This is a genomic window from Actinomycetospora flava, assembly GCF_037400335.1.
Lineage (GTDB): Bacteria > Actinomycetota > Actinomycetes > Mycobacteriales > Pseudonocardiaceae > Actinomycetospora > Actinomycetospora flava.
On record NZ_JBBEGM010000020.1, the window covers coordinates 60,039 to 86,065 of the forward strand.

26 protein-coding genes are annotated in these 26,027 nt (G+C 74.8%); 10 read left to right on the forward strand and 16 right to left on the reverse strand.

Annotated elements, in window-relative coordinates; all coding sequences use genetic code 11:
* Positions 1–174 precede the first annotated feature (174 nt).
* Positions 175–537 (forward strand): hypothetical protein, encoded by a 363-nt coding sequence (locus tag WCD58_RS31345; protein ID WP_337707062.1) that lies wholly within the window; start codon positions 175–177, stop codon positions 535–537.
* A gap of 4 nt (positions 538–541) precedes the next feature.
* Here WCD58_RS31345 and WCD58_RS31350 read toward each other — a convergent pair whose 3' ends face one another.
* The gene (locus WCD58_RS31350; RefSeq protein ID WP_337707101.1) at positions 542–1,567 is read right to left on the reverse strand and encodes a tryptophan--tRNA ligase; all 1,026 of its coding nucleotides are present in this window, start codon (positions 1,565–1,567) and stop codon (positions 542–544) included.
* Between the two features lie 61 nt (positions 1,568–1,628).
* On the opposite strand from WCD58_RS31350, the gene WCD58_RS31355 reads away from it, so the two are divergent.
* From WCD58_RS31355 to WCD58_RS31370, 4 genes are all read left to right on the forward strand, one after another.
* Positions 1,629–3,716 (forward strand): S9 family peptidase, encoded by a 2,088-nt coding sequence (locus WCD58_RS31355; RefSeq protein WP_337707063.1) that lies wholly within the window; start codon positions 1,629–1,631, stop codon positions 3,714–3,716.
* Between the two features lie 345 nt (positions 3,717–4,061).
* Positions 4,062–7,214, forward strand: a complete 3,153-nt coding sequence (locus WCD58_RS31360) for a heparin lyase I family protein (RefSeq protein ID WP_337707064.1) — start codon at positions 4,062–4,064, stop codon at positions 7,212–7,214.
* Between the two features lie 232 nt (positions 7,215–7,446).
* Entirely contained in the window at positions 7,447–9,108 is a 1,662-nt protein-coding gene (locus WCD58_RS31365; protein ID WP_337707065.1) for an acetolactate synthase large subunit, read from the forward strand.
* Positions 9,109–9,208: 100 nt separating this feature from the next.
* Positions 9,209–9,964: an ANTAR domain-containing protein gene (locus WCD58_RS31370; RefSeq protein WP_337707066.1), complete on the forward strand. Its 756-nt coding sequence runs from the start codon at positions 9,209–9,211 to the stop codon at positions 9,962–9,964.
* Here the strand turns inward: WCD58_RS31370 and WCD58_RS31375 are convergent.
* Positions 9,961–11,205 carry a cytochrome P450 gene (locus WCD58_RS31375; protein ID WP_337707067.1) on the reverse strand — a complete coding sequence of 415 codons (1,245 nt, stop codon included), beginning with the start codon at positions 11,203–11,205 and terminating at the stop codon, positions 9,961–9,963. The genes WCD58_RS31370 and WCD58_RS31375 overlap by 4 nt on opposite strands.
* Positions 11,202–11,738: a PadR family transcriptional regulator gene (locus tag WCD58_RS31380; protein ID WP_337707068.1), complete on the reverse strand. Its 537-nt coding sequence runs from the start codon at positions 11,736–11,738 to the stop codon at positions 11,202–11,204. Before WCD58_RS31380 ends, WCD58_RS31375 begins: the two co-directional genes overlap by 4 nt.
* Positions 11,739–11,856: 118 nt before the next feature.
* Between WCD58_RS31380 and budC the strand changes: the two genes are divergently transcribed.
* On the forward strand, positions 11,857–12,642 hold the full coding sequence (budC, locus tag WCD58_RS31385; protein WP_337707069.1) for a meso-2,3-butanediol dehydrogenase: 786 nt from the start codon (positions 11,857–11,859) through the stop codon (positions 12,640–12,642).
* 7 nt (positions 12,643–12,649) lie between these two features.
* On the opposite strand, the gene WCD58_RS31390 is transcribed toward budC, so the two are convergent.
* The 5 genes from WCD58_RS31390 to WCD58_RS31410 form a co-directional block, all read right to left on the reverse strand.
* Positions 12,650–13,057, reverse strand: coding sequence for a hypothetical protein (locus tag WCD58_RS31390; RefSeq protein WP_337707070.1), 408 nt, complete (start codon positions 13,055–13,057; stop codon positions 12,650–12,652).
* A gap of 88 nt (positions 13,058–13,145) precedes the next feature.
* On the reverse strand, positions 13,146–13,589 hold the full coding sequence (locus WCD58_RS31395; RefSeq protein WP_337707071.1) for a universal stress protein: 444 nt from the start codon (positions 13,587–13,589) through the stop codon (positions 13,146–13,148).
* Positions 13,590–13,614: 25 nt separating this feature from the next.
* Positions 13,615–13,923: a Dabb family protein gene (locus WCD58_RS31400; RefSeq protein ID WP_337707072.1), complete on the reverse strand. Its 309-nt coding sequence runs from the start codon at positions 13,921–13,923 to the stop codon at positions 13,615–13,617.
* Positions 13,920–15,473: an IucA/IucC family protein gene (locus tag WCD58_RS31405; RefSeq protein WP_337707073.1), complete on the reverse strand. Its 1,554-nt coding sequence runs from the start codon at positions 15,471–15,473 to the stop codon at positions 13,920–13,922. Before WCD58_RS31405 ends, WCD58_RS31400 begins: the two co-directional genes overlap by 4 nt.
* On the reverse strand, positions 15,470–16,555 hold the full coding sequence (locus WCD58_RS31410) for a patatin-like phospholipase family protein (protein WP_337707074.1): 1,086 nt from the start codon (positions 16,553–16,555) through the stop codon (positions 15,470–15,472). Before WCD58_RS31410 ends, WCD58_RS31405 begins: the two co-directional genes overlap by 4 nt.
* A gap of 56 nt (positions 16,556–16,611) precedes the next feature.
* Between WCD58_RS31410 and WCD58_RS31415 the strand changes: the two genes are divergently transcribed.
* Positions 16,612–17,025, forward strand: coding sequence for a PPOX class F420-dependent oxidoreductase (locus tag WCD58_RS31415; RefSeq protein ID WP_337707075.1), 414 nt, complete (start codon positions 16,612–16,614; stop codon positions 17,023–17,025).
* Positions 17,026–17,027: 2 nt separating this feature from the next.
* Here WCD58_RS31415 and WCD58_RS31420 read toward each other — a convergent pair whose 3' ends face one another.
* On the reverse strand, positions 17,028–17,408 hold the full coding sequence (locus tag WCD58_RS31420) for a MerR family transcriptional regulator (protein ID WP_337707076.1): 381 nt from the start codon (positions 17,406–17,408) through the stop codon (positions 17,028–17,030).
* 108 nt (positions 17,409–17,516) lie between these two features.
* A complete protein-coding gene (locus WCD58_RS31425; protein ID WP_337707077.1) occupies positions 17,517–17,975 on the reverse strand; it encodes an Hsp20/alpha crystallin family protein in 459 nt (152 codons plus the stop codon).
* A 131-nt stretch (positions 17,976–18,106) separates the two neighbouring features.
* Between WCD58_RS31425 and dinB the strand changes: the two genes are divergently transcribed.
* Both dinB and WCD58_RS31435 read left to right on the forward strand, forming a co-directional pair.
* Positions 18,107–19,306 carry a DNA polymerase IV gene (dinB, locus tag WCD58_RS31430; protein WP_337707078.1) on the forward strand — a complete coding sequence of 400 codons (1,200 nt, stop codon included), beginning with the start codon at positions 18,107–18,109 and terminating at the stop codon, positions 19,304–19,306.
* A 38-nt stretch (positions 19,307–19,344) separates the two neighbouring features.
* Entirely contained in the window at positions 19,345–19,857 is a 513-nt protein-coding gene (locus WCD58_RS31435; RefSeq protein WP_337707079.1) for a VOC family protein, read from the forward strand.
* A 4-nt stretch (positions 19,858–19,861) separates the two neighbouring features.
* Here the strand turns inward: WCD58_RS31435 and zwf are convergent, their stop codons facing one another.
* Positions 19,862–21,358: a glucose-6-phosphate dehydrogenase gene (zwf, locus tag WCD58_RS31440; protein WP_337707080.1), complete on the reverse strand. Its 1,497-nt coding sequence runs from the start codon at positions 21,356–21,358 to the stop codon at positions 19,862–19,864.
* A gap of 54 nt (positions 21,359–21,412) precedes the next feature.
* Positions 21,413–21,820 (reverse strand): SRPBCC family protein, encoded by a 408-nt coding sequence (locus WCD58_RS31445; RefSeq protein ID WP_337707081.1) that lies wholly within the window; start codon positions 21,818–21,820, stop codon positions 21,413–21,415.
* Between the two features lie 146 nt (positions 21,821–21,966).
* On the opposite strand from WCD58_RS31445, the gene WCD58_RS31450 reads away from it, so the two are divergent.
* Positions 21,967–22,953, forward strand: coding sequence for an endonuclease/exonuclease/phosphatase family protein (locus WCD58_RS31450; protein WP_337707082.1), 987 nt, complete (start codon positions 21,967–21,969; stop codon positions 22,951–22,953).
* Here the strand turns inward: WCD58_RS31450 and WCD58_RS31455 are convergent.
* Genes WCD58_RS31455 through WCD58_RS31470 form a run of 4 tightly spaced genes read right to left on the reverse strand, consistent with a single transcriptional unit; the run spans position 22,890 to position 25,990 of the window.
* Complete coding sequence (locus WCD58_RS31455; RefSeq protein ID WP_337707083.1) at positions 22,890–23,822, reverse strand: DODA-type extradiol aromatic ring-opening family dioxygenase; 933 nt, start codon at positions 23,820–23,822, stop codon at positions 22,890–22,892. The two genes, WCD58_RS31450 and WCD58_RS31455, sit on opposite strands and share 64 nt — an antisense overlap.
* Entirely contained in the window at positions 23,819–24,703 is an 885-nt protein-coding gene (locus WCD58_RS31460) for an alpha/beta fold hydrolase (RefSeq protein WP_337707084.1), read from the reverse strand. The genes WCD58_RS31455 and WCD58_RS31460 overlap by 4 nt, the downstream gene beginning before the upstream one ends.
* Positions 24,700–25,191: a cupin domain-containing protein gene (locus WCD58_RS31465; protein ID WP_337707085.1), complete on the reverse strand. Its 492-nt coding sequence runs from the start codon at positions 25,189–25,191 to the stop codon at positions 24,700–24,702. The genes WCD58_RS31460 and WCD58_RS31465 overlap by 4 nt, the downstream gene beginning before the upstream one ends.
* A 7-nt stretch (positions 25,192–25,198) precedes the next feature.
* Complete coding sequence (locus WCD58_RS31470) at positions 25,199–25,990, reverse strand: SDR family oxidoreductase (RefSeq protein ID WP_337707086.1); 792 nt, start codon at positions 25,988–25,990, stop codon at positions 25,199–25,201.
* Between the last annotated feature and the right edge of the window lie 37 nt (positions 25,991–26,027).

Below are 26,027 nucleotides of genomic sequence, written 5' to 3' on the forward strand. Positions count from 1 at the left end.
GTTCAGCGGAGCACGGCGAGCCGCGGCGAACGGAGTATGTCACGCGACGAACGGGCGTTTGCCGCCTGTCAATGGTCGCTCCCGCGCGCTGAGTGGTCGAAGTCGCGACGTCCGATCGAGTGAGAAGGGCTCCCTCGCGATGTCCGGGATGTCATCCTCAGGGCAACGCACGCGGTGGGCTCCCGGGCACGCTCGGTCACCGCGATCCTGCCCCCGACGTCGGAGGTGCTCGTGCCGGTCCTCATGTGGGTCGCTGTGCTGGTGGTCGGCTGGTGCGTCGCGTCGGTCGTCACCGCCCTGGCGCTCGGGACCTGGCTGCGGCGACGGGCGGAGGCGACCGACCCCGAGGGCGCGCTGCGTCCCCTCGACACCGGCCCGCTGCGGCTCTGGCTCGGCGACCTCCCCGAGGTGCCGGAAACCCCCGACGAGCTGCACCGCCGGGCCGGGTGGGACGAGCCGGCGACCCACCGGACCGGCGGGTTCCCCGCGCAGCGGCAGCACGCCGAGCCCGCCGACCGGGCGACCAGCGCGAGTTAGACGCTCAGACCTCCACGCCCACCGCGCGGCGCACCCCGCGCAGCGTCCGTGACGCCTGCTCGCGGGCGATCTCGCCGCCGCGGGCGAGGATCGCGTCCAGCTCGCTGCCGGGGGCCACGAGCTCCTCGTAGCGGGCGCGCAGCGGGCCCAGCTGGGTCTCGAGGACGTCGGCGAGTTGGTTCTTCAGGTCGCCCCAGCCCACGCCGCCCGCCTCGAGCCGCTTGCGGGTGTCGGCCACGACGTCGGGCTCGGCGAACTGCGCGAGGATCTGGAACACGGACGACGAGTCGGGATCCTTCGGGGCCTCGACCGGCGTGGAGTCGGTCGGGATGCGGCGCACCAGCTTCTTGAGCTTCGGCGCGGGCAGGAACAGCGGGATGTAGTTGTCGTACGACTTGCTCATCTTGCGCCCGTCGAGCCCCGGCAGCGTGTGGCCCGTCGTCTCGGGCGGCACGACGGCCTCGGGGATGCGCAGGCGGAAGCCCTCGCCGTAGCGGTGGTTGAAGCTGCCCGCGACGTCGGCGGCGATCTCCACGTGCTGCAGCTGGTCGCGGCCCACCGGCACGAGGTCCGACTCCATGATCAGGATGTCGGCGGCCATGAGCACCGGGTACTCGTAGAGCCCCATGTTGACGCCGGCGTCCGGGTCCTCCCCGGCGGCGATGTTGCGGTCGCGGGCCGCCTTGTAGGCGTGCGCGCGGTTCATGAGGCCCTTGCCGGTGACGCAGGACAGGATCCACGTCAGCTCGAAGGTCTCGGGCACGTCGGACTGCTTGTAGAAGACGGTGCGCTCGGGGTCGAGACCGGCGGCGATCCACGTCGCGGCGACCGAACGGGTCCAGGCCGCGATGTCGCCCGCGGCGGGCGTGCCGGTGAGCGCGTGCTGGTCGGCGATGAAGTACCGCGACTCGAAGTCCGCCGTCCGCGCGAGCTCGAGCGCGGGCCGGATCGCGCCCACGAAGTTGCCCAGGTGCGGCTCGCCGCTGGGCTTGATCCCGGTCAGGGCGATCTTCCGCCGCTCCGTCTCCACCACGGCCACGAGCCTATCCGCCGCGGTCCAGCGTCTTCTCTCGTCCGGCAGACTGCCCGCCGTGTCGAGCTTCCCCCGCCGCCAGGCCGCCACCCGCCGGTTCACCCTCGGTGCGCCGCGCCGCCCGACGGTCTCGCCGGACGGCGGGCGGGTCGTGTTCCTGCGCAGCCGCGCGGGCGACGACCCGGTGACCTGCCTGTGGCTGCTCGACGTCGCGAGCGGCGAGGAGCACCTGCTCGTCGACCCGCTCACGCTCGACGTGCCCGGCGAGGAGGACCTGCCGCCCGAGGAGCGCGCCCGCCGCGAGCGTGTGCGCGAGCAGTCCGGCGGCGTCGTCGAGTACGCCCTCGACGCGGCGGCGCGGCTCGCGGTGTTCGTGCTGTCCGGGCGGGCGTTCACCGTCGAGCTCGTGCCGGGCGCGCAGCCGGCGCCGCTGCCCGTCGACGGCCCGGTGGTCGACCCGCGCCCCGACCCGACGGGCGCCCGCGTCGCCTTCGTCCGCGACGGCACGCTGCACGTCCACGAGCTCTCGACGGGCACCACGCACGTCCTGGCCGGTCCGGCCGACGACGACGGGCCCGGCGTCACCTGGGGGCTCGCCGAGTTCGTCGCCGCCGAGGAGATGAACCGCTACCGCGGGTACTGGTGGTCGCCCGACGGCTCGCAGCTCGCCGTGGCCCGCGTCGACGACGCACCGGTGGAGCGCTGGTGGATCGCCGACCCGGCGCACCCCGACCGCGCGCCCGTCGAGACCGCCTACCCCGCCGCCGGCACTGCGAACGCCGACGTCACGCTCGCCCTCGTCGACCTCGACGGCACGCGCGTCCCCGTCGACCTCGGCGAGGGCACCGAGTACCTCGCGGCCGTCGCGTGGGACGTCCACGACCTGCTCGTCACCGTGTCGACCCGCGACCAGCGCCGCGTTGACCTGCGCCGCGTCGACCCCGACAGCGGGGAGTCCACGCTGCTCGTCAGCGAGACCGACGACGTGTGGGTCGACCTCGTGCCCGGCGTGTCCGCCCATCTCGGCGACGGCGTGCTGGTGCGGTGCGCGGAGCTCGACGACACCCGGCGGTTGCTGGTCGGCGACGAGGCCGTGACCCCGCGCGGGCTGCAGGTGCGCGGCGTGGCCGACGTCGACGGCGACACGGTGCTGTTCACCGCCTCGGAGCGGCCCGAGGACGTGACACTGTGGGCGTGGTCGCGCCAGGGCGGCGCCGCGCGCGTCGGCCCGCAGTACGGCGTCTGGGCGGGACGCCGGGCCGGCGGGGTGACCGTGCTCGCCGGCGGCGACCTCGACGCCGACGGCACCCGCACCTGGGTGCGGACGGCCGAGGGACGCACGGTCGGCGTCACCTCCCACGCCGAGTCCCCGGGCCTGCAGCCGGCGGTCCGGCGGGTGGCGACGGACGCGGGCGGCCCGTCGGTCGCGGTGGTGCTGCCGACCGGGCACGTGCCCGGCTCGCGCAGGCTCCCGGTGCTGCTCGACCCCTACGGCGGCCCGCACGCCCAGCGGGTCCTGGCGACGCGGGGGATGTTCCTGACCTCGCAGTGGTTCGCCGACCAGGGCTTCGCGGTCGTGGTCGCCGACGGCCGCGGCACCCCGGGACGCGGTCCGGCGTACGAGCGGGCGGTGTGGGGCGACCTCGCGGGGCCGGTGCTCGACGACCAGGTCGCGGCCCTGCACGCGGCCGCGGAGCAGGTCGGCGACCTCGACCTCGACCGCGTCGGCATCCGCGGGTGGTCGTTCGGCGGCTACCTCGCCGCGCTCGCGGTGCTGCGCCGCCCCGACGTCTTCCACGCCGCGGTGGCCGGCGCGCCGGTGACCGACTGGCGCCTCTACGACACCCACTACACCGAGCGCTACCTCGGCCACCCCGACCAGCACCCCGACGCCTACGCGCGCTCGTCGATCACCGAGGACCCGGGCGCCCAGTCGCCGGCCCGGCCGCTGATGCTCGTGCACGGGCTCGCCGACGACAACGTCGTCGCCGCCCACACCCTGCGCCTGTCGTCGTCCCTGCTCGCGGCCGGGCACCCGCACACGGTCCTGCCGCTGTCGGGCGTCACGCACATGACACCGCAGGAGGTCGTCGCCGAGAACCTGCTCCTGCTCCAGGTGGCCTTCCTCCGCGACGCCCTGGGCTAGCAGACGTGCCAGCGATGCGGCATCGCTGGCGTCTGACGCCAGGATCGCCACACGCTCGCCCGCGCGACACGCCGCGGGGGTGTTCCAGCCTGGCGGCCACGCTGGCACTCGACGTCAGGATCGCCACCACCTCGATCCCGCGACACGCCGCGGCGTTTGCGATCGGGAACAGTTCGACGAGTTCTCCGAAACCGCACCCACGCTTCGTGGCGCTCGCCGAAGCTGGCGCGGCGAGGGCGACCCGGCCGTGTTCCCGAGACCCGGCCGGGCCCGCCCCGCCCCGGTCACGGCCGGGCACGGCGGTGGAGGGGCAGGCATGGCGCGGTGGGTGCGGGGTGGTGGCGTGTGAGCGCCACGGAGCGGATGGTCGACCGGTTCGGTCGCCCGGTACCCGCGACGCCCGTGGTGCGCCTGCGGGTCGACCGCACGCCCGGCCGGGTGCCCCTGCTCGTCGACGGGTCCGCGGTGCAGATCCCGCGCGGCGCCGACCCCCACCGCGAGGGCCTCGCGTTCGCCGCCAGCCGGGCGGCTCGCCTGGGTCGGCCGGTGCGCGTGGAGATGTCGAGCCCGTGGAGCGTCTGGCCCCTCGTCGTCCACGCCGACGGCGCCGTCGACGACGGCCGCTCGCCGCGACCGTCCGGAGGGTGGGAGCGGCCCGGGCGGCGCACGCGGCGGCGGGCCGCGACGCTTGCGGACGCCACGGAGCGGCCCCGGCGCCGCCCGGTCGGTCTCCTGGCGTTCGCCGCGGCGCTGACGGCCGCACTGATGGTCGGCGCGGTCGGCACGGGCGTGGTGACGCTGGCGGCCCCGGGCGACCCGGCGCCCGCGGAGTGCCGCGACGTCACCCTGTTCGCGGTCAACGGCAGCGGGGCGGGCGGCGGCCAGACCCTCGGGGCGCTCACCGACCCCCTGGTCCAGCGGGTCGGGCAGCGGCTGGCCGTGGTCGCGGTGCCGGGGCCGGAGGTCGGTGCCGGCGAGCAGCAGGCCGTCACCGCGCTCACCGAGCAGGTCGCCGCGCAGGTCGCCGGCTGTCCGAGCAGCCGGGTCATGCTGTTCGGTTACTCCCAGGGCGCGCAGGTGGCGGGCGACGTCGCCGCGCGCATCGGCGCTGGCCGGGAGGCGGGTGTGCCCGCCGACCGGATCCTCGCGGTCGGTCTGTTCGGCGACCCGGCCCGCGACCCGAACGTGCGCACGGTCCCTGGCGGAGTCACGGGCCAGGGCGTTCTGCCCGCGCGCGCGGGCGGGTTCGGGTCGCTTGCGGCGCGCACCATCCAGGTCTGCGCTCCCGAGGACCCCGTGTGCGCCACCGCGCCCGGAGCCACTCCGCCGGCCCTCGAGGAGGCCGTCGCGGCGCCCGAGCACGGCGGGTACGACCGGCTCGAGGTCGCGCCGAATACCCCGGCGACGCAGTGGGCGTCCGAGTCCCTCGGCCGGCTGATCACCTCTCTCCCGGCGTCCGACGGGCCCACGGCGAACCCGGCCGGCGCGCCGGCGTCGTCGGGTGCGCCGACCACCTCGTCCGGAGCGCCGACGCCCGGTGGCTCGGAGTACGAGACGGACGCGCCGGGCGGGTCCGCGCCGGGCGGCTCGGAGTACGAGACGGGCGCGCCGGCGCCGGGAACTGCGGCCCCCGACCCCGCCGCGCCCGGGTCGACCGCTCCGGGTGGCTCGGAGTACGAGACGACCGCGCCTGACGGCGCTGCGCCCGGCGGAGCGACGGGCGGCAGTCCCGCGTCGACGGCTCCCGGTGGCTCGGAGTACGAGACGACCGCACCCGACGGCGCTGCTCCCGGCAGCACTGGCACCGGTGGCACAGCCCCGCGGACGAGGGCGCCCGGCGATTCGGGATACGAGACGCAGGCCCCGGGCGGGACTGCGCCGCGCACGACGGCTCCGGAGACGACGGCGCCGGGAGCGACGGAGCTGCCCGGGTCGGGCACCGGCGAGGACCCGGCCGACGGCGGCCTCGTGCCGGGTGGTGGCGACGAGTACACGGACACCACGGGCGGGAGCGGACGGGCGCCGGCGACCACGGCCGCGCCCGGCGCGGGATCGGGGAGCTCGACGACGGCCCCGCCCGGCGGCAGCACGGGCGGCGGGTACGAGCCGGGGTCGACGGCCCCGGGAGGGAGCGCCGGTACCGGATCGGGGTCGCAGCCGCGGTCCACTACACCGCCGGGCAGCGACGCCGACACCGGCACCGGGTCCGGTTCGCAGCCCCGGTCGACGACACCACCGGGCAGCGACGACGGCACCGGGTCCGGGTCGCAGCCCCGGTCGACCATCCCGCCGGACGGCGACGCGGGAACGAGCGGCACCGGGAGCACTTGCACACGCGGCGACACCGGCAGCTCGAGCGGGTCCGGGTCGACGCCCCGCACGACCACCCCGCCGGACGAGCCGTCGAGCACGTCGAGCCCCCGCAGCACGGGCAACTCCGGGATCGGCCGCTCCGGCTCCACCGCCCCCGGCGCCGACGACCCCGCCACCACGGACTCGGCCTGCGAGCAGACCGGCACCGGCGGGACGGGCAACGCCGACGATAGGACCGGCACGAGCACGGGCGGCACGGGCAGTACGGGGAGCACGAGCACCGGCACCGGCTCCGCCGGCGCCGACACCGGCACCAGCACCAGCACCGGCTCCGCCGGCGCCGACACCAGCAACAGCACCAGCACCGGCTCCGCCGGCGCCGACACCGGCGCGCTCTGGGCGCTCACGTCCGGGCTGACCGGGTTCCAGGACTCCACCGGCGGCAACGTCGAGGGCGGCGGGCTGAACCCGGAGGAGGTCGAGAGCCCGAACGTGCCCGGGCGGCAGGTGGTCAAGCTCGAGGTGCCCGGCGGCGCGAAGCGGTCCGAGGTGCGCCCGGAGGAGGCGCAGAACATCCGCGAGGGTCAGCGCCTCTTCTTCGGCTACAGCGCCTTCCTGCCCGAGGACTTCCCCGTCGACACGCAGGACTGGCAGGTCATCTGGCAGCTGCACGACGGCGGCAGCAACACCTCGCCCCCGGTGGCGCTGGAGGTCGTCGACGGGCGCCTCTGGCTCGCCAACGTGGGCGACCGCGTGCGCGATCTCGGTCCGGTGCAGGCGGGGCGGAACCTCGCCGTGCAGATGGACATCGAGTTCGAGATCGGCGGCGGGTCGGTGTCGGTGTACCGCGAGGGGCAGCAGGTCCTGCAGGACTTCCGCCCGCCCCGCGGCACGATGATCGACTCGTTCGACTACCTGAAGACCGGCATCTACCGCCACACCGGCGGCCCGGCCGAACCGGCGACGATCTTCCTCAACGACCTCAAGATCGGCGACTCCCTCGCGTCGGTGTCGGATCTGGCCGGGTCGGAGCAGGGCGCCGCCGCCACCGGCGGGAACGCCGCCACGACGAGCCAGGGGACGGGCACCCCCGACGTCACCGGCGGTTCCTCCGCCGACGGCGGCACGGACGCGTCCAACACCGGTGCCGGCACCGGGACGAGCACCCGCGTCCGGCAGCGCTGACCCGCTCCCCGAGATCAGGAGCGCCCTGGTGCACTCCGCCGCGCGGACGACGGGGGATGAGGACGCCCTTGATCTCCCCGACCCCGCTCCGACCACCGGGAAGAGCCCCACCGCGACCCGGACCGACAGAGACCGGAACCACCGCAGAGGTGCTCCGGGGTGTGCTCGACCTCCGTCATGGGCATCAGACCGTGGTCCGACGGCGCACCGATCCCGGGGAGTGGACCGACACATGAGGGCGAGCGACCTGTTCCTGCGGTGTCTCGAGGCCGAGGGCGTCGAGTACGTCTTCGGGGTGCCCGGCGAGGAGAACGCCGACCTCCTCATGTCGATGCGCGAGTCGCCGGTGCGTTTCGTGCCCACCCACCACGAGGCCGGCGCGGCGTTCATGGCCGACGTCTACGGGCGCCTCACCGGCCGGCCCGGCGTCTGCCTGTCGACGCTCGGCCCCGGCGCGTCCAACCTCGTCACCGGCGTGGCCAACGCCAACATGGACAACTCACCGGTCGTCGCGATCACCGGGCAGGGCGCCACGACGCGCCTGCACAAGGAGTCGCACCAGGCGATGAACGTGGTCAACATGTTCACGCCCATCACCAAGTGGACGACGTCGCTGCGGGACGAGTCGACGATCCCGGAGGTCGTGCGCAAGGCGTTCAAGCTGGCCGTGGCGGAGAAGCCGGGGGCGACGCACGTCGAACTGCCCGAGGACATCGCGAAGCACGAGGTCGAGGCCGCGCCGATCGTGCCGCCGGAGAAGGTCCGCCGCCCGGTCCCCGACGAGAAGTCGGTCGAGGCCGCCCTGGACCTCATCGCCCGCGCCGAGCGCCCCGTCCTGCTCGTCGGGCAGGGCTGTGTGCGCACGCGCGTGAGCCGCCAGCTGCAGCGGTTCGTCGAGGCCACCGGCATCTACGCCGGCATGACGTTCATGGGCAAGGGTGCGCTGTCCGACCGCCACGAGCGCAGCCTGTACGCGGTCGGGCTCGGGTCGCGCGACTACGTCACCGAGGTCTTCGAGGCCGCCGACCTGGTCATCGCCGTCGGCTACGACATGGTCGAGTGGCCGCCCGCGCGCTGGAACATCGGGCGCACCAAGCGCCTGCTGCACATCGACTTCGACCCGGCCGAGGTCGACGACGCCTACCGCCCGACCGTGGAGATCGTCGGCGACGTCGCCGCGACCCTGTGGGCGATCAACGAGGGCCTCACCGACGCGCACCACTACGAGGACGTCCACCTGCACCACCGCGTGCGCGAGTCGCTCACCGAGGAGATCACCGAGGCCGGGGCGGGCGCCGAGTCCGAGACCGGCGACTTTCCGATGAAGCCGCAGCGCATCCTCGCCGAGCTGCGCGCCGAGATGGACGACGAGGACATCCTCATCAGCGACGTCGGGGCCCACAAGATGTGGGTCGCGCGGCACTACCCGACGTACTCGCCGAACTCCTGCATCATCTCCAACGGCTTCTGCTCGATGGGGATCGCGGTGCCCGGCGGCGTCTCGGCGGCGCTGGTGGAGCCGCAGCGCCGCGTGGTGGCCCTGTCCGGCGACGGCGGCTTCATGATGAACATGGCCGAGCTCGCCACGGCCACCCGTCTCGGTGTCGCACCGGTCAACGTGGTCTGGGAGGACAACGACTACGGGCTGATCTCCTGGAAGCAGGAGGTGGAGTTCGGGCACCACTTCGGCACCGAGTTCACGACGCCCGACCTGGTCGCCGTGTCCCAGGGCCTCGGCTGCCACGCCCGGCGCATCGAGGCGGCCGACGAGTTCCGCCCCGCCCTCAAGGAGGCGTTCGACCGCCGCGACAAGCCGTCGGTGATCGTCGTGCCGGTCGACTACCGCGAAAACGTCAAGCTGACGAAGCGGTTGGGGCAGCTCATCGCACGGTGACCCGTCGCTCACACGGGCCCTGCGGGTAACGGACGCGGGCGGGACGCGGATACTTCCTCGGGATCCGACCGTTCCGACCGCGACCTCGAAGGGCACCACGATGACCGTCGACAGCACGTCGGAGTCCGGCGAGATCGACGGCCGCCTCGCCGACGCGTTCGTCGCCCTCGCCGACGCGCTGTTCGCCGTGCCGGACACGGCCGGCGTCGTCGGTGTCGTCGAGCGGGTCGTCGAGGCCGCGCACGCGATCGTCCCCGGCGCCGACGTCGTCTCGGTCGTGCTGCGCAACCCGGACGGGCGCCTGGACACCGTCGCCGCGAGCCACCCCTCCGCGCAGAAGGCCGACGCCCTGCAGGACGAGGTGGGGGAGGGCCCGAGCCACACCGCGATGTTCCGGACCGGCGTCGGCGCGGCCATGGACCGGCTGACGGGCCCGGGCGTCACGTGGCCGGCGTTCGGTGCCCGCGCCGCCGCGGACCTCGGGCTCGGCGCGGTGCTCGCCACCGGCATGTTCCCCGGTGGCGCGCCACCCCGCTTCGGCTCGCTGAACTTCTACTCGTGGTCACCGGACGGCCTCGACACCGTCGACCGCGACCTCGCGCTGGTCCTCGCCGCCCACGCGGCGACGGCGATCCACGCGGTCCGGGCGCGCACGGCGTCCGAGCTGCGCGAGTCCCAGCTGCTCGAGGCCCTGCAGAGCCGCGACGTCATCGGCCAGGCCAAGGGCGTGCTCATGGAGCGCCGCGGCCTGACCTCCGACGAGGCGTTCGACGTGCTCCGGCGCACCTCGCAGGACCTCAACGTCAAGCTCCGCGAGGTCGCCGAGACGCTGGTGACCCGCCGCACCGAGCTCTAGGCGACGCGCACCGGGAGGGTGTCGAGCCCGCCGGTGAGGCGCTCGGTGTGCAGGCTGAGCTGCTCCGGGTCGACCGCGAGCGCCAGCCCCGGCAGGCGCGTGAACAGCGTCGTCAGGCCGATTCGCAGTTCGGTGCGCGCGAGGCTCGCCCCGATGCAGAAGTGCGGCCCGTGCCCGAAGGACAGGTGCGGGTTCGGGCTGCGGTCGGGGTCGAACGCCGTCGCGGCGTCGAAGGCGCCCTCGTCGCGGTTGGCGGCGCTGGTGACGATGACGACGCCGTCGCCGCGCGCGATCGTGACCTCCTCGGCGCCCTCGCCGACCGTCACGTCCTCGTGCGCGTAGCGCAGCAGCCCCATCCCGCCGGGCTCGGCGAGGCGCAGGACCTCCTCGACGACCGCGTCGACCGAGCCGGCCGGGTCGGCGACCAACCGGTCGCGCACCTCGGGGTTCACCAGCAGCAGCACGACGCCGAGCGAGAGCCGGTTGACCGTCGTCTCGTGGCCGGCGAACAGCAGCCCGACGGTCAGCTCCGCGAGCCGCGCGTCGGTGAGGCGCGGGTCGTGCTCCTGGGCGGCGACGAGGTCGGAGATGACGTCCTCGCCGGGCTCGGCGCGCTTGGCCTCGGCGAGCCCGGCCGTGTAGCGCTCGAACTCGGCCCGGGCGACCGCCGGGTCGTCGCCCGACAGGGTGGCCATGCGCTCGGAGAGGTCCTTGAAGTACACGCGGTCCTCGACCGGCACGCCCAGCAGCTCGCAGATCACGAAGATCGGCAGCGGCACGGAGAACCCGGCGTGCAGGTCGACGACGCCGTCCTCGGAGGGCCGGAGACCGTCGACCAGACCGTCGGCGAGCTCGGCGACCCGGTCGTGCAGGCGGCGCATCCGCTTCGCCGAGAAGGCGGGGGTGAGCAGACGCCGCATGCTGGTGTGGTCGGCGTCCTCGTGCTCGTGGTCGCCGCTGGGGCCGGCCATCACGCCGGCGTCCGAGACGCGGGCGGCCTCCTCGGGCTTCGGGTGCGAGCGGCCGAGGCGGCGGTCGGCGAAGAGGGCCTTGGCCTCCTCGTAGCGCGTCACCAGCCAGACGACATCGCCGGCGGGCGTGCGCACGCGGGTGATCGGCCCGGCGGCGCGCAGGCGCTCGTAGAGCGGGGAGATCGCGAGGACGCCCTCGCGCGGGAACGGCAGCTGCGGCAGGTCGGGGGCGTCGTCGTGCGCGGTCGAGGTGGTGATGGTGGTGGTCACGTCGTCTCCTCGGTGGGGTCGTCGGCACGGTGGGCGAGTCGGTCGAGCCAGGCCTGCTCCTCGCGGATGCGGCGCAGGACCTCGTCGAGGACGAGGGCGGCCCAGGGGTCGTCGGGGGCTTCCGGTGACGGCGCCGCGGCCTCCGCCAGCCCCGCCAGCCGCGTGCGCCGCTCGGCCAGCACCCGCCCGCGGGCGGCGAGGACGCCCCGCCGCTCGTCGGGGGAGAGCCGCCCGAACCCGGCGAGCCGGGCCAGGAACTCGGCCTCGTCGCCGGCGAGCTCCTCGGGCAGGTCGGCCAGCTGGTCGTGCAGCAGCTCTCGGCCGACGTCGGTCAGCGTGTAGACGTGCCGCGGCGGCCGCCCTTCCTGCGGCTCGAGCGTGCGGGTGACGGCGCCCGCCTCCCCGAACCGCCGCAGCGCCGGGTAGAGCGAGTTGTTGTGCAGCTTGATCCCCGTGGCCGCCTCGACGCGCCGGCGCAGCTCGTAGCCGTGCGACGGCCGCCGGGCGAGCTGGCTCAGCAGCAGAACGTCCACCCACACATAGGTCAGCGTGACCTAGGTTCCGCTGTCCCGCCACCCGAGGTGACCTTCTCGACACCACGGGTGACGACACGGGCGGCGGGTAGCCGACCCGATGACTCGAGGAGATCGCGTGGCCGACGGCCGTGCCGCCGGCAGATTCACCGGTGCCATCGTCATCGTGACCGGCGGCGGGTCGGGCATCGGCGCCGCCACCGCCCACCGCTTCGCCGCCGAGGGCGCCACGGTGGTGATCACCGGACGCACGCAGGAGAAGCTCGACAAGGTCGTCGCGGACGCCCCCGCGGGTTCGACGATGGTTGCGCGCGTCGCCGACACGTCGGACGAGCAGGGCGTGTCGCAGCTGATCGCCGACGTGGTCGCCGAGCACGGGCGTCTCGACACGCTCGTCAACAACGCGGCCGTCGCCGAGCCGGGCACGGTCGAGGACCTCGACAGCGACGCCTGGCGCCGGGTCATGGCGACCGACGTCGACGGCGTCTTCTTCGCCTCGCGGGCCGCGCTGCCCCACCTGCGCGAGGTCGGCGGCAGCATCGTCAACGTCGGCTCGGTGTCCGGGCTCGGCGGCGACTGGTCGATGGCGGCCTACAACGCGGCGAAGGGCGCGGTCACCAACCTGACCAACGCGATGGCGCTCGACCACGGCGGGCAGGGCGTGCGCGTCAACGCCGTGCACCCGAGCCTCACCGTGACCGAGATGTCGGAAGGGCCCCGCTCCGACGACGACACCATGGCGGCGTTCCGGCAGCGCATCCCGATCGGCCGCGCGGCGGAGCCGGCCGAGGTCGCCGACGTCATCGCCTTCCTGGCGAGCCACGACGCGCGCTTCGTCAACGGCGCGCACATCCCCGTCGACGGCGGTCTCGGGGCCTCGAACGGTCAGCCCAACATGGGCTGACGCGCGCTCAGACGTCGAGCAGGGTGCGCCAGACGCGCCCGGCGCCGCGGCCCTGGAGCACCGTGTGCACGGTGACGCCGTTGGCGCGCTCGACGCCCGGCTCGGAGCGCGAGGCGTCCAGCAGGCGGGTCGCCGGGAACGCGGCCCCCTTCGGACGGGTCAGCGTGACCCGGTGGCGACGCCCGCCGACGGTGACCCGCAGCCCGCTCGAGCCGTGGTACCAGGGGAACGCCAGCCGCTCGACCGCACCGAGCGGCGCGTCGAACACCACGCCCGCGCCGGTCGTCAGCCGCAGGCGCCCGGCGTAGAGGCTCAGGACCCCCGGCTCGTTGGTGAGGCCCCGCAGCAGCCAGGCCGGCGTCGCGTAGGACGGCGCGAGATGGGTGGGGCTGGCGGGGGTCAGACGGGTGGTCACGGCGACCTCGGGGGCACGGGCGGGAGTAGTGACCCGGTTCACTGTAGGTGAAGTGGCAAGGCCTCCGCTGGTGCGTTTGGGTGATTGGTCACGGAACGACCGTGACCGGCCACTTCCCGGCGCGCACCAGGCGCCCCGCCAGCGATCCGACGATGCGGTGACCGGCGCTGGTCGAGGCGCCGACGACGACGAGGTCGACCTTGCGGTCGTCGGCCAGCCGGACGATCTCGTTGTAGGGGTCGCCCTGCACGCGCACGAGCTCGCCGGTGAGCGCCAGGTCCTCGAGGTAGCGCTTGGCGTCGCTCTGCACCTCGGCGGCGAGCTGCTGGGCGGTGTCGCTCAGCACCGCGAGGGCGCCCGGCGCCATGGCAGCGAGCGACGACGTGGTCGCCACCGTCACCACCAGCAGGTGGGCGTGCTGGCGCCGGGCGAGCCCCGCGGCGTACGCGCCGGCGCGCAGCGAGGTGATCGACCCGTCGACCGCGGTGAGGATGGTGCCGGGGCCGTCGGTCCCGAGCTCGAAGCCCGTCATGGGACCGATGTTGCTCCCGGAACCGTCAGCCCGCGAACTGCACGGCCGTGCGTTGTCCCACGCGGTGCGCGATCTGCTCGTCGATGATCCGCCGGTGCTCGGGGTCGTCGCGGTAGACCGCGTAGGAGTCGACGTCGTCGAACACGGCGACCACCGCGAAGTCGGCGTTGTTCCCCGCGAGCCCGGCGTCGCGCCCGCACGACCACGACCGCAGACCCGGGAGCTCGGCGTCGGCGATCCAGCGGCGCAGGCTGTCGGCGATCCCGTCGACCACGGCGGGGTCGTCGGCGGCGTCGCCGGTCCAGCTGAACGTGACCACGTGGGTGAAGCTCATGGGCCCATCCTGATCGGGTTCGGCAGGTCGAGGTACACCGGGTCCTCGCCGCGACCGGCCGCCCAGCTGCGCAGATGCGCCTTGGCCGGCAGCGTGGGGCTGGTCAGCAGGTCCTGCGCCCACGGCCTCGCCGCCGGGTCGGACACCTCCGCCAGCACCGCGGCGACCGTCGCCCACAGCGCCTCCTCGCCGACCGTGTGCCGCCCGAGGACCGCGACGAGCAGGGCGAGGTGGTTGACCACCCCGTGGTAGCGCAGCCGCCGCCACGCCTCCTCGGTGGCGTAGACGAGCGGGGAGTCGGCGGGCAGGCCGGGCGGGACGTGGTCGCGGCGCACGTGGGCGCCCTCGAGGTCGCGCACCCAGCACGCCGCCGGCCACCCGTCGGCGTCGGTCGCGACCAGCGTGTTCTGGGGGTGGGCCTCGAATCCCAGCCCGACCGCCCCGTACACCTGCAGCAGCGGGACCAGCGACACCGCGAGCCAGCGCCGCAGCCAGGCGTGGACGTCGCCGGCGGCGCGCACCTCGCCCGCCAGCGGCGGCTCCTCGCCGCGCGGCCCGTCCTCGAGCAGCGCGGCGAGCACGCGCGGGCGTCCGGGCGGGAACGGCGCCCGGGTGATGACGGTGAGGTCGGCGGCCAGGCGCTCGCCACCGACCGCCGGGTCGAGCGTGGCGAACCCGCGGTCGGCGATCACACCGAAGCCCGGCGGCAGCGCCCCGAGCCGGGCCACCACCGCGGCGGCGTCGACGGCCCGGCGCGCCTGCTCCGGCGGGGTGGTGCGCACGAAGTGGGTGAGGCGCGCCCGCAGCGGCAGCTTCCACGACGCCCCGGTGACGGTGTCGACGACCGTGCGCACCGACGACGTCGGCCACACCGGGTCGCCGAGCGGCCCGAGCCACCGGACGCCGCCCTCGGCCTCGAGCAGCGCGAGCGTCGGGTCGCGGGCGAGCACGCGGGCCTGGAACGGGTGCACGGGCAGCGCGGTCCAGCCCGCGGGCAGGCGGTCGGCGACCGCGGGCGGCGGGTCGGCCGGCGCCCCGCCGGCGAGGACGAGATCCGGGCGCACCGCGAGGTGGTGCAGGACGAACGACGCGCCGAGCTCGGGCATCCACGCGGCGAGGTCCGCGTCGTCGAGCCCCTCGGCGCTCTTCGGGGTGGGGTGGAACGGGTGGCCGAGGCGCAGCGCCTGCTCGGCGTCGCGGGTGGGGTCGCCGGTCGCGTGGGCCGGCGCGTCCAGGTAGCGGGCGGTGCGGTCGACGCTGTTCGCGACGAGCGCGGCGAGGTGGTCGGGGGGCTCGCCGCCGGCGACCGTCTCGAGGACCGCGGCGACGACCTCGTCGTGGGTCGCGGGCCGCCCGTCGAGGGTGACGTCGCCGGACAGCCGGTGGTGGCCGGTCGGCGACCAGGTGGCGAGCCCGACCCCCAGCACACCGGCGGGCAGCGTCAGGCGCAGGGTGTCGCCCTCGCGGACGGCCGGCGGGTCGAGCTCGCGCAGCAGCGAGGCGACGAGCCGCTCGCGCGCCGCGTGCTCGGCGCGGTCCCGTCCGTTCACCCCGCGCCGCTGACGGAGTCGCTGGAGTCCCGGCGGAAGCGGCGCTTGTACCGCCGCCAGTCGAAGTGCTCGAGGAACTCGGCGGCCGACGCGTACCCGGTCTCGTAGAGCGCGCGGGCGCGGGCCGGGCTGATCCCGAAGTCGAGCAGGCCGACCGCGCCGGCGTCGATGTGGATGGTGCGCGCGGCGACCCACGGCTGGTTCATGACGGCCTGGTCGCGGCCCAGGATCATCGTGGTGATCAGCTGCTCGAGCAGGCGCAGCGGCGCCGGCTGGGGGATGTCGAACCACCGCGAGTGGAACAGGGCGACGTTGTCGCCGATCCCCGGCTTGGGCGCGGTGGTGATCGTGACCCCGAACGTCGGCCACCCGGGCTCGCGGCCGTCGGTGCGGTCGAGCGAGTCGATGGGGAAGTTCGACAGCAGCCCGCCGTCGACCAGCGTCGACGTCACCCCGGTGCGCGGGTTGGTCAGCGTCGTCGGCTTGAACAGGAACGGGATCGCCATCGACGCGCGGACGGCGTCGGCCACGGGCTGCTCGTCCGGGTCGAGCCCGTAGACCGCGCGGTAGTCCCACGGCAGGCGCACCAGCTGGCCGAGCGTGAGGTCCGAGCACGTCACGACGAGCCGGTAGCGCTGGTCGCGCGGCAGCGCCGGGTCGTCGATGCGCAGGTCGCCGAACGTCCGCACGCCGAGTGCCTCGAGCTCCTGCCCGACCCACGTGTGCAGCCATTCGCCCTGGTAGAGGCCCTGCCCGCCGAGGAACGCGAGCGCGGGCCCGGCGAGCGGCAGGCGCCCGATGCCGCTGCGGTCGGCGACCTCGCGGAAGTCCAGCCGCGCGGTGATCTCACCGAGCTGCTCGCCCGCGGCCCCCGCGGCGGCCATGGCGCCGACGAGCGCGCCGGCCGAGGTCCCGGAGATGCGGTGCGGCGTCCAGCCCCGGTCGGTCATGGCCGCGACGGCGCCGGCGAGCCCGATGCCCTTGACCCCGCCGCCCTCGAGGACGAGGTCGGCCGGGCGGGTGCGCGGGCGGCGGCCGGTGGTGGCCCGGGGAGCGGCGGTGGCCGTGGTCGTGGTGGCCATGGGGGTCATGTTCCCCCCGGCGCGCAGGAACACCGGACACGTGGTGGGGTGATTCGGTGAGTGCGCCCACGGACGTGTCCGCTCTCGGCGACGAGGAGTTCGTCTCGCTGACGACCTACCGCCGCAGCGGCGAGCCGGTGCCGACCCCGGTGTGGGTCGCCCGCGACGGGGACGCCCTCGTCGTCATCACGGCCGCGACCAGCGGGAAGGTCAAGCGCGCCCGCCGCGAGCCGCGCGTCGTCCTGCGCCCGTGCGACCGCCGCGGCACCGTCGCCCCGGACGCGCCGACCGTCGAGGGCCGCGCGGAGATCGTCGCGGATCCCGCCGCGCAGGAGGGCCCGCGGCGCGCGCTCGCCGCCAAGTACGGCTGGCAGTACCGCGCCATCGGGCTGTTCGCCCTCGTCGGGTCCGTGGCGCGCCTGCTGGGCCGCGACCCCGGCGAGCGGATCATCCTGCGCCTGACGGACTGAGGTCACCCGCCGTCGCGGCGGTCCAGGTCGTCGCGGGCGCGGGCGAGGTCGGCGCGCGCCTCGTCGCGCTCCTCGCGGGCCTCGTCCCGCTCGGCGCGGGCGGTCTCGAGGTCGCGCTGGGCGTCGGCGAGGTCGCCGCGCAGGGTGAGGATCGACGCCGCCCCGGCGATGGTGTGGCCCTCGTCGGACAGCGCCCGGACGCGCGCGGCGAAGTCGACCTGTCGGCGGGAGTACCGCCGCTGCCCGCCCTCCGAGCGGTGCGGGTGCAGGAGGTCGGCCGCGTCGAGGCTGCGCAGGAAGGCCGGCGCGACGCCGATGAGGTCGGCGGCCTGACCGATGGTCAGGGCCGGGTAGTCGTGGTCGTCGAGGCGTTCCGTGCCCATCCGGGCCTCCTCTCTCGTGTCCGCGCGCACGCGTGAGCACCCGCCGGGCCGTCCCGGCGGGTGCTCACGTTCCGATGATGGTCGTCGTGGTCGTGCTCCAGGGGGATGTCAGGACGTCGGCGCCTCCTCGGTGTCGTGGTGGTGACCGCTCGCGATGGACGTCGCGCCCGCGGTGTGCTGGATCTCGACCCGGCGGGGCCTGGCCTTCTCGGCCACCGGGATCGTCAGCGTGAGCACGCCGTCGGTGTACGAGGCGTGCAGCCGGTCGAGGTCGAGGTCGCGTCCGAGCACCAGCTGGCGGCTGTAGCGCCCGCGCGGGCGCTCGGCGACGAGGTAGTCACCGTCGCTGCTCGGCGCCGTGCGCGCCGCCGTCACCGTCAGGGCGTTGCCCTCGACCGACACGTCGATCGAGCCGGGGTCGACCCCGGGGAGGTCGAACGAGGCGACGAAGTGCTCTCCGGCGCGGTACACGTCCATCGGCATCCCGCTCACCGCCTGCTGGCGGGAGGCACCGGTGAGGCGCTCGAGGGCACGGAAGGTGTCGAAGGGGTCGTAGTTCAGCAGCACGATCGGTCATCTCCTTCCTTTGACGTACTGCGTTCTTGCTGACTGCGATGACCATAGTTATAGCTGGACCTAGAGGTTTGCGCAAGCAGTGGCTCCAGGAATTCACGGGAGTCGGCCCGGCATGCGAACGTGTGTTCGTGCCCGGCGAGCCGACGATCCTCCACGCGGATCTCGACGCCTTCTACGCCTCGGTCGAGCAGCGCGACGACCCCGCGCTGCGCGGGCGCCCGGTGATCGTCGGCGGCGGCGTGGTGCTCGCCTGCAGCTACGAGGCCAAGGCCCGCGGCGTGCGCACGGCGATGGGCGGGCGGATGGCGCGCGCCCTGTGCCCCGACGCGATCGTGGTGTCGCCGCGCATGGAGGCCTACAGCGGCGCCAGCCGGGCGGTCTTCTCGGTGTTCGGGTCGGTCACGCCGCTGGTGGAGCCGATCTCGATCGACGAGGCGTTCCTCGACGTCAGCGGCCTGCGGCGCATCGCCGGCCCACCCGCGGAGATCGCGGCGCGGCTGCGGCGCCAGGTCGCCGACGACGTCGGGCTGCCGATCACGGTCGGGGTGGCGGCCACGAAGTTCCTGGCCAAGGTGGCGAGCCGCGTCGCCAAGCCGGACGGGCTGCTCGTCGTCGAGCCCGGCGGCGAGCTCGAGTTCCTGCACCCCCTGCCGATCGAGGTGCTGTGGGGCGTCGGCGAGGTCACCTCGCGCAAGCTGCGGGGCCAGGGCGTCACGACGGTCGGCGACCTCGCGGCGATGGGCGCGCCGGGCCTCGAGTCGCTGCTCGGGAAGGCCGCCGGGCGCCACCTCGGCGCCCTCGCCCACGGCCGCGACCCCCGCCGCGTGCAGGTGGGGCGCCGGCGCCGCTCGATCGGTGCGCAGCGGGCGATGGGCAACCGGCCGATCCCGCCGGAGCGCGTCGACGCCGTGCTCATGGGCCTGGTCGACCGCGTCACCCGGCGCATGCGGCGGGCGGGACGCACCGGGCGCACGGTCACCCTGCGGCTGCGCTTCGGCGACTTCAGCCGCGCCACCCGCTCGCACACCCTCGCCCGCTCCACCGCTGAGACCGACGCGATCCTGGCCGCGATCCGGCTGCTCGCGCAGGCCGCGGCGCCGCTGATGGACGAGCGCGGCCTCACCATGCTCGGCGTGAACGTCGGCAACCTCGACGACTCCGGCGGCAGCCAGCTCGAGCTGCCCTTCGCGGGCGAGACCCATCCGATCCAGCTCGACAGCGCCGTCGACGAGGTCCGTGAGCGCTACGGCCTCTCCGCGGTCACGCGCGCGACGCTGCTCGGGCGCGACCAGGGACTCGAGATGCCGATGCTGCCGGATTGAGGACCGTTCCTGTCCTCCTCTGCGAGCACGCTCGGGGGATGGACGTTCTCACCGGCCCCGACCTCCCGCCGGGCTACGGCACCGTGAACCCCTTCGTCGCCGTGCGCGGCGCCGAGGGCTGGATCCGGTTCGTCGCCGACGTCTTCGGCGGGCGCGAGACCCGCGCGGCCCACACCGTCGACGCCGACGGGCTGCTGATCCACGCCGAGGTCCGGGTCGGCAGCTCGACGATCATGCTCTGCGACGCCAAGCCGCACTGGGCGTCCACGCCCGGTCTCCTGCAGGTCTACGTCGGCGACCTCGACGCCGTCGTGGACCGGGCCCGGGCGGCCGGCGCGGAGGTCGTCACCGAGCCGACCCCGTTCCACGGCGGACAGCGCCTCGCCCGGCTCCTCGACCCGTGGTCGACGCTGTGGTGGCTGTTCGAGTACGGGGAGGGCAGCACCGCCCCCTCGGAGGCGCCCGACGCGCTCCCGTCCTGGCGCCCCGACCCCGACGCGCCGCCGAGCTACGTGCACCGCACGATCGACGAGGCCCTGACGCGGCGGTGACCTGCTACTTCTTCTCCCGCCACGCGCGCTCGAAGGGCAGGCGCCAGGCGTTCGGGGCGATCAGCTGGTGGATGGCGTTCGGGCCCCACGAGCCGACGGGGTAGGGCTTGACCGGCGGCGGGTCGGCGAGCAGCGGGATCGAGCGCTCCCACAGCGACTCGATGCCCTCCGACGTCGTGAAGAGCGTGTGGTCGCCGCGCATCGCGTCGAGGATCAGGCGCTCGTAGGCCTCGAGGACGTCGCTCGCCTCGCCGGTCTCCTGGGTGGAGAACTGCATCGACAGCTTCTGCAGCCGCATGCCGGGGCCGGGGCGCTTGCCGTAGAACGACAGCGACACCCGCGACGAGTCGGCGAGGTCGAACGTCAGGTGATCCGGGCCCTGGGTGCCGACGCCCGAGCCCTGCGGGAACATCGTGCGCGGCGCCTCCTTGAACGCGATCGAGATGATCCGCTGGCCCTCGGCGAGTCGCTTGCCGGTGCGCAGGTAGAACGGGACGCCCGCCCAGCGCCAGTTGTCCAGCCCGACCCGCAGGGCGATGAAGGTCTCGGTGTCGGAGTCGTTGGCGACGTCCGGGTGGTCGCGGTAGCCGCCGAACTGGCCGCGGACGACGTCGTTCGGGTGGATCGGCAGCATCGAGCGGAAAACCTTGTTCTTCTCCTCGCTGATCGACCGCGGCTCGAGGGCCGTCGGCGGCTCCATGGCCACGAACGCCATCACCTGCATGAGGTGGGTGACGACCATGTCCTTGTAGGCGCCGGTCGCCTCGTAGAACGAGGCGCGGGTGTCGAGCCCCAGCTCCTCGGGGATGTCGATCTGGATGTGGTCGATGAAGTTCCGGTTCCAGATCGGCTCGAAGAGGCCGTTCGCGAAGCGGAACGCGAGGATGTTCTGGGCGGCCTCCTTGCCCAGGAAGTGGTCGATGCGGAAGACCTGCGACTCGTCGAAGACCTTGTGGACGAAGTCGTTGAGCCGCACGGCGCTCTCGAAGTCGTGGCCGAAGGGCTTCTCCATGATCACCCGCGAGGCCGCGGTGAGGTCGGCGTCGCGCAGCATCTCGACCACGGCCTGCGCGGCCTTCGGCGGCACCGAGAGGTAGTGCAGGAGGCGCGCGTCGTCGCCGAGCTGCGACTGGGCCTCCTTCACCGCCGAGGTCAGGCCCTCCGGCCCGGCGCCCTGGGGGACGTAGGACAGGCGCGCGGCGAAGTCCTCCCAGTCGTCCTCGGCGAGCCGGTGCATCCCGTAGTTCTGCACGGCGTCGTGGGCGATCGCGCGGAAGTCCTCGGTGGTGAGGTCCTCCATCGCGGTGCCGACGATGCGGATCTGCGGGGCCAGCTCCGACTCGGCGAGGTACGCGAGTCCCGGCAGGAGCTTGCGCTTGGCGAGGTCGCCGGTGCAGCCGAACAGCACGATGACGTGCGGGGCGATCGGTTCGAGGTCGCGCCGGAAGGGGCGCGAGCCCGGGCCGGGGTACGCGACGGACTCCACCTCGCGGTCGGTCATGTGAAGTGACCGTAGTCCCCGGAAGTGACGTCCGTGGGTCCACGCGGCGAGGACTCATCCGGTCTCGAGGATCCGCCGCAGGGTGTCGAGGTCCTCGGCGACCGCCGCGGCGTCGGCCGCGAAGTCGTCGTCGCTCATGCCGTCGCGGCGGCGCACGTGGAACACGACCTCGGCGCCGTCGCCGAGCGGGACCACGCGCAGCGGGTTGGGGACGTCGGTGCCGTCGGGCATGCGCACGACGTGGTCGAGCACGCCGAACTCGTTGTCCGGCGCGAAGGTCACCTCGGAGCGCCCGAACGGCGCGTCGACGATCCAGACCCCGGGGCGGCCGGGGGCCGGCTCGACCTGCGCGTTCGCCAGCCCGGCGGCCCAGTCGACGAGGTGGCGGGGGTCGGCCGCGTAGGCGTAGACGTCCTTCCACGGGCGCGCGATCACGGTGCTCAGCAGTCGGGTCTCGGTCATGGCCACGATCCTGTCCCCGTCGCCACGACCCCGTCATGGACGCATCGGACAGGACCCGCGGCCGCCGTCGTGGACACGATCCGGGCTTCACACCGGCGAGCGTGACGCGGGAGGACGATGATCGGACCGGACGCGGGGGAGGTGTCATGGCGCGCTGGCTCGGGTTCGCCGCGGGCGTCGGGGCGGCGGCCGCGCTGCTCGTCCCCGAGGTCGCCCGGCTGGAGCGCCGCCCGCCGTGGCCGGTGCTGCTCGCGGCGCGGCCCGCGCTCGCCGGCGGGGTCGGGGTGGTCGCCGCCCTGGCGTCCGCGGCGCCCCGCCTCCGACCCGCCGCCGCCGGCGCGGGGGTCGTCGCCGGGGCCGTGCTGGCCGACCCGCGGCGCCGGGCCCGGACCACCCGGGGACGGACGAGCCTCACCGTCCTCGTCGCCAACGTCTGGCAGGGTCGCGCCGACCCGGCCGCCCTCGCCGCCATCCTGCGCGCCGAGCGCCCCGACCTCGTCGTGCTGCCCGAGGCCGGGGAGCGGTACCTGGCGCGGCTCAAGGAGGACCTGACCGACCTCGACCTCCGCGCCTGGTGCGCTCCCCCGCCGCGCCCGCACCGCCACGTGCCCGACGACCCGGACGGGCCGTGGACCACGGTGCTCGCCGCCCCGCGTCTCGGCGACGTCCGCGTGACGCCCGTGCAGGCGGGCGGGCTCTACGGCTGGCTGGAGGTCTCCGGCGGCGCGCTCGACGACGTGCGCGTGCTCGCGGCGCACCCCGTCGCCCCGGTGCCCGGCGTGGTCGAGCGCTGGGGCGACGAGCTCGACCTCCTCGCCGCGTGGCGCCGCGCCGCCGACGGCCCCACCGTGATCGCCGGCGACCTCAACAGCACCACCGAGCACCGCGCGCTCGCCGCGCTCGGCGACGCCCGCGTGCCCGGCGGGCCGCCGACCTGGCCGGCGTGGTGGCCCCGGTGGCTCGGCTTCCGGATCGACCACGTACTCGCCGGCGGCGGGATCGCGGTGCGCTCCACGCGCGTCCTCGACCTGCCCGGCAGCGACCACCGCGCCGTCCTGGCGACGCTCGGTCAGGCCACCTCGAACGTCGCGCCGCTGCCCATGCCGGTGATCCACTCCGGCACCGGCTCGTAGCTCGTCCACCGCAGCGGGGCGGCGACCGCGGCGAGCCCGACGAGCCAGGTCCGGATCTCGTGCCCGCCGGTCCCGGCCTCCTTCTCGAGACCTTCGTGCCCGAGCTCGGTGATGGCGTCGAGGTCGCCGGCGCGCAGGCGCTCGAGGAACCAGCGGTCCCAGGTGTCGTTGACCCGCGCCTCCGGGTCGCCGCCCATCGCCCGCACCTTGGGCTCGCGCGCGGCGGCGAACGCCTGCGCGTCCTGGCGCCCGTGGATGAGCGACTCCCGCTTGTCGCCGACCACCGACGGGTCGCGCGGGTCGTTCGACGGCAGCCAGTGCGACAGCCCGCCGCTCGCGACGAGCAGCACGCGCCCCGCCGGGCCGGCCTGCAGCGCGTCGCCGAGCGCCCGGCCGAGCGCGACACACCGGGCGAGCGAGGGCAGCGGCGGCGCCGCGGTGTTCACCACGAGCGGGACCAGCGGGACCGTCGTCCCGCCGGTGGCCATCTCGTAGCTCTGCACGATGCCGTGGTCGACGGTCAGCGCGTACGACAGCGCGAGGTCGAACCCGGCGTCGGTGAGCCCGTCGTACACGCTCCACGCCAATTCGCCCGCCAGCGGCAGCGGTCCGGACGTGCTGCCGAAGTCGCCGAACCCGACGGCCGTCTCGACGCCGAGCACGAACGGCGGCATGACGTCGTAGAAGTTGCCGTGGAAGTGGTCGGGGCCCACGACGACGACGGCGTCGGGCGCCAGGCGTGCCACGGCGTCGCGCACGCGGGCGGCGTCGGCGAGGAACGGCGCGCCGGGGTCGTCCGGCCCGGTCGGCGGCAGCAGCGTGGCGAAGGGGGAGTGCGACATCCCCACGAAGCCGACGATCTCGCTCATGCGCGCACCGCCGTGACCGGGGTGTGCACCGTCAGCAGGAACGTCTCGTGCTGCTCGACGAACTCGCCGGGCTTCTCCCACTGCGGCCAGTGCCCGGCGCCGGTGATGACGTGCAGCCGGCCGTCCGGCAACCAGTCGAGCAGCATCTGCGCCTCGTCGAGCCCGCCGGTGGGGTCGTGGTCGGTCCACAGCAGCAGCGTCGGCGCCGTGATCCGCCCGACCCAGGACGGATCCCAGCCGAAGCGCGCGCGGGTCACCGGGTCCTGCAGGACGAGGATGTTGTCGACCGCCCGCCGGAAGCCGTCGCGGGTGTAGACGGCGCGGCGCAGGTCCACCAGCTCGTCGGTGACCATGTCCTTGTCGTGGAACAGCCACGCGACGCGGGCGCGCACCGTCGCGTCGCTCGGGTCCTCGACGGCAGCCGTGGTGCTCGCCACCAGCCGCTTCATCACCTCGGGCTTGTTCGTGATGTTGCCCGGGGTGTTGAGCACGATCCGCTGCACGCGCTCCGGGTGGTGCGCCGCGGTCCAGGCGACCACCCAGCCGCCGAGCGACTCGCCGGACAGGTGCGCCGAGGATATGCCGAGCTCGTCCATGAGCCCGAGCAGGTGGTCGGAGAGCACGTCGACGGTGAACGGCGTGTCGGGCAGGTCGCTCCACCCGTGCCCGACCATGTCGTAGGCGGTGACGCGGAAGGTCCGCGCGAGCCCGGCGATGTCGCGGGCGTAGGCCTCGAGGTGGCCTCCGGTGCCGTGGAGCAGGACGAGGTCGGGCCCGGCGCCGGCGCGCAGCACGCGCGTGCGCACCCCGCCCACGTCCACGTGCCGCAGCTCGTGGTCGACGTCGGCGAGCTCGGCCCAGATGCTGACGTGGTCGTTCACGATGGATCCCCTTTGAACATGGCCCGTGCCTCCGCGACGGTGACCAGCCCCGCGCTCTGGCGGCGGTTGACGCCCAGCGCGCCGAGCAGCCGCGAGTTCTCGATCGTCAGGAACTCGACCGGGCGCTCGGCCGACGTGTTGTAGTGGCGGTGCCAGGTCCACGGCGGCGTGTAGACGAAGCTGCCGTCGCGCCACTCGACGGTCTCGTCCTCGATCTCCGAGTAGCCCTCGCCGCTGATGACGAAGTGGACGGTCTCGTGGTGGTGGCGCTGCATGTCCGAGCTCGCCGACGGCGGGATCGTCTGGCGGAACAGCTCGAAGGTCGCGGTCGGCAGGTCGCCGACCACCGACAGCGCGGTCGGGTTGTGCACCTCGCCCGCGGGCAGGGCCTGCAGCTCGTCGGCGTGCACGACGAGCGGGCGCGCGCCGCTCGGCGGCACCTCGGGGTTGAGGCCGGCCAGGAAGGCGGCCATGTCGAAAGCGCTCACGGCGTCATCACCACGCGGTCTCCGTCCGTCCGCCGTCCACGGTCAGGGTCGTGCCGTTCACGTAGCCCGCACCGGGCGAGGCGAGGAAGGCGATCGCCGCGGCGATCTCCCCGGGATCGCCGGCGCGGCCCGCCGGGACGACCGCGAGGTCGTCGGCGTCCGCCTGCCCGGCACTCGCGCCGCTCGACGCGGCGCGGTTGGCGAGGATCTGCGCGCGCCGTTCGGTCGCGATCGGGCCGGGCGCCACGCAGTTGACGGTGACGCCGTCGGCGGCGACCTCGCCCGCGAGCAGCTTCGCCGCCGCCGTGGCCGCCGAGCGCAGCACCGTGGAGACCGCGAGGTCGGGCATCGGCTGGCGCACGGCCGTCCCGGTCACCAGGACCAGACGTCCCTCGCCGCGTGCCCGCATCCCGGGCAGGACCGCGCGGGCGAGCGCGAGCGGCCCGAGCAGGACGAGCTCCGCGCCGCGGCGCCACGTGTCGTCGTCGACGTCGAGGATCCGGCCCGGCGGCGGTCCGCCGGCGTTGAGCACGACGACGCCCAGCTCACCGACGCGCCGCTCGACGTCGCCGACCAGCGGGGCCGCGGCCGCGGGGTCGCCGAGGTCGGCGACCGCGTGGTGCACCGCCCGGCCGGTGGCGCGCTCGATCCCGTCGGCCGCGGTGCGCAGCCGCTCCTCGGTGCGGCCGACGAGCACCACGTCCCATCCGTCCTGCGCGAGACGTTCGGCGGTCGCGCGCCCGATGCCGCTCGCGCCGCCGCCGACCAGCGCCGTGGTTGCCTTGATGACGCCCTCCACTGTTCGATCCCCGTCACGAGCGTGACGCGCGGTGCGA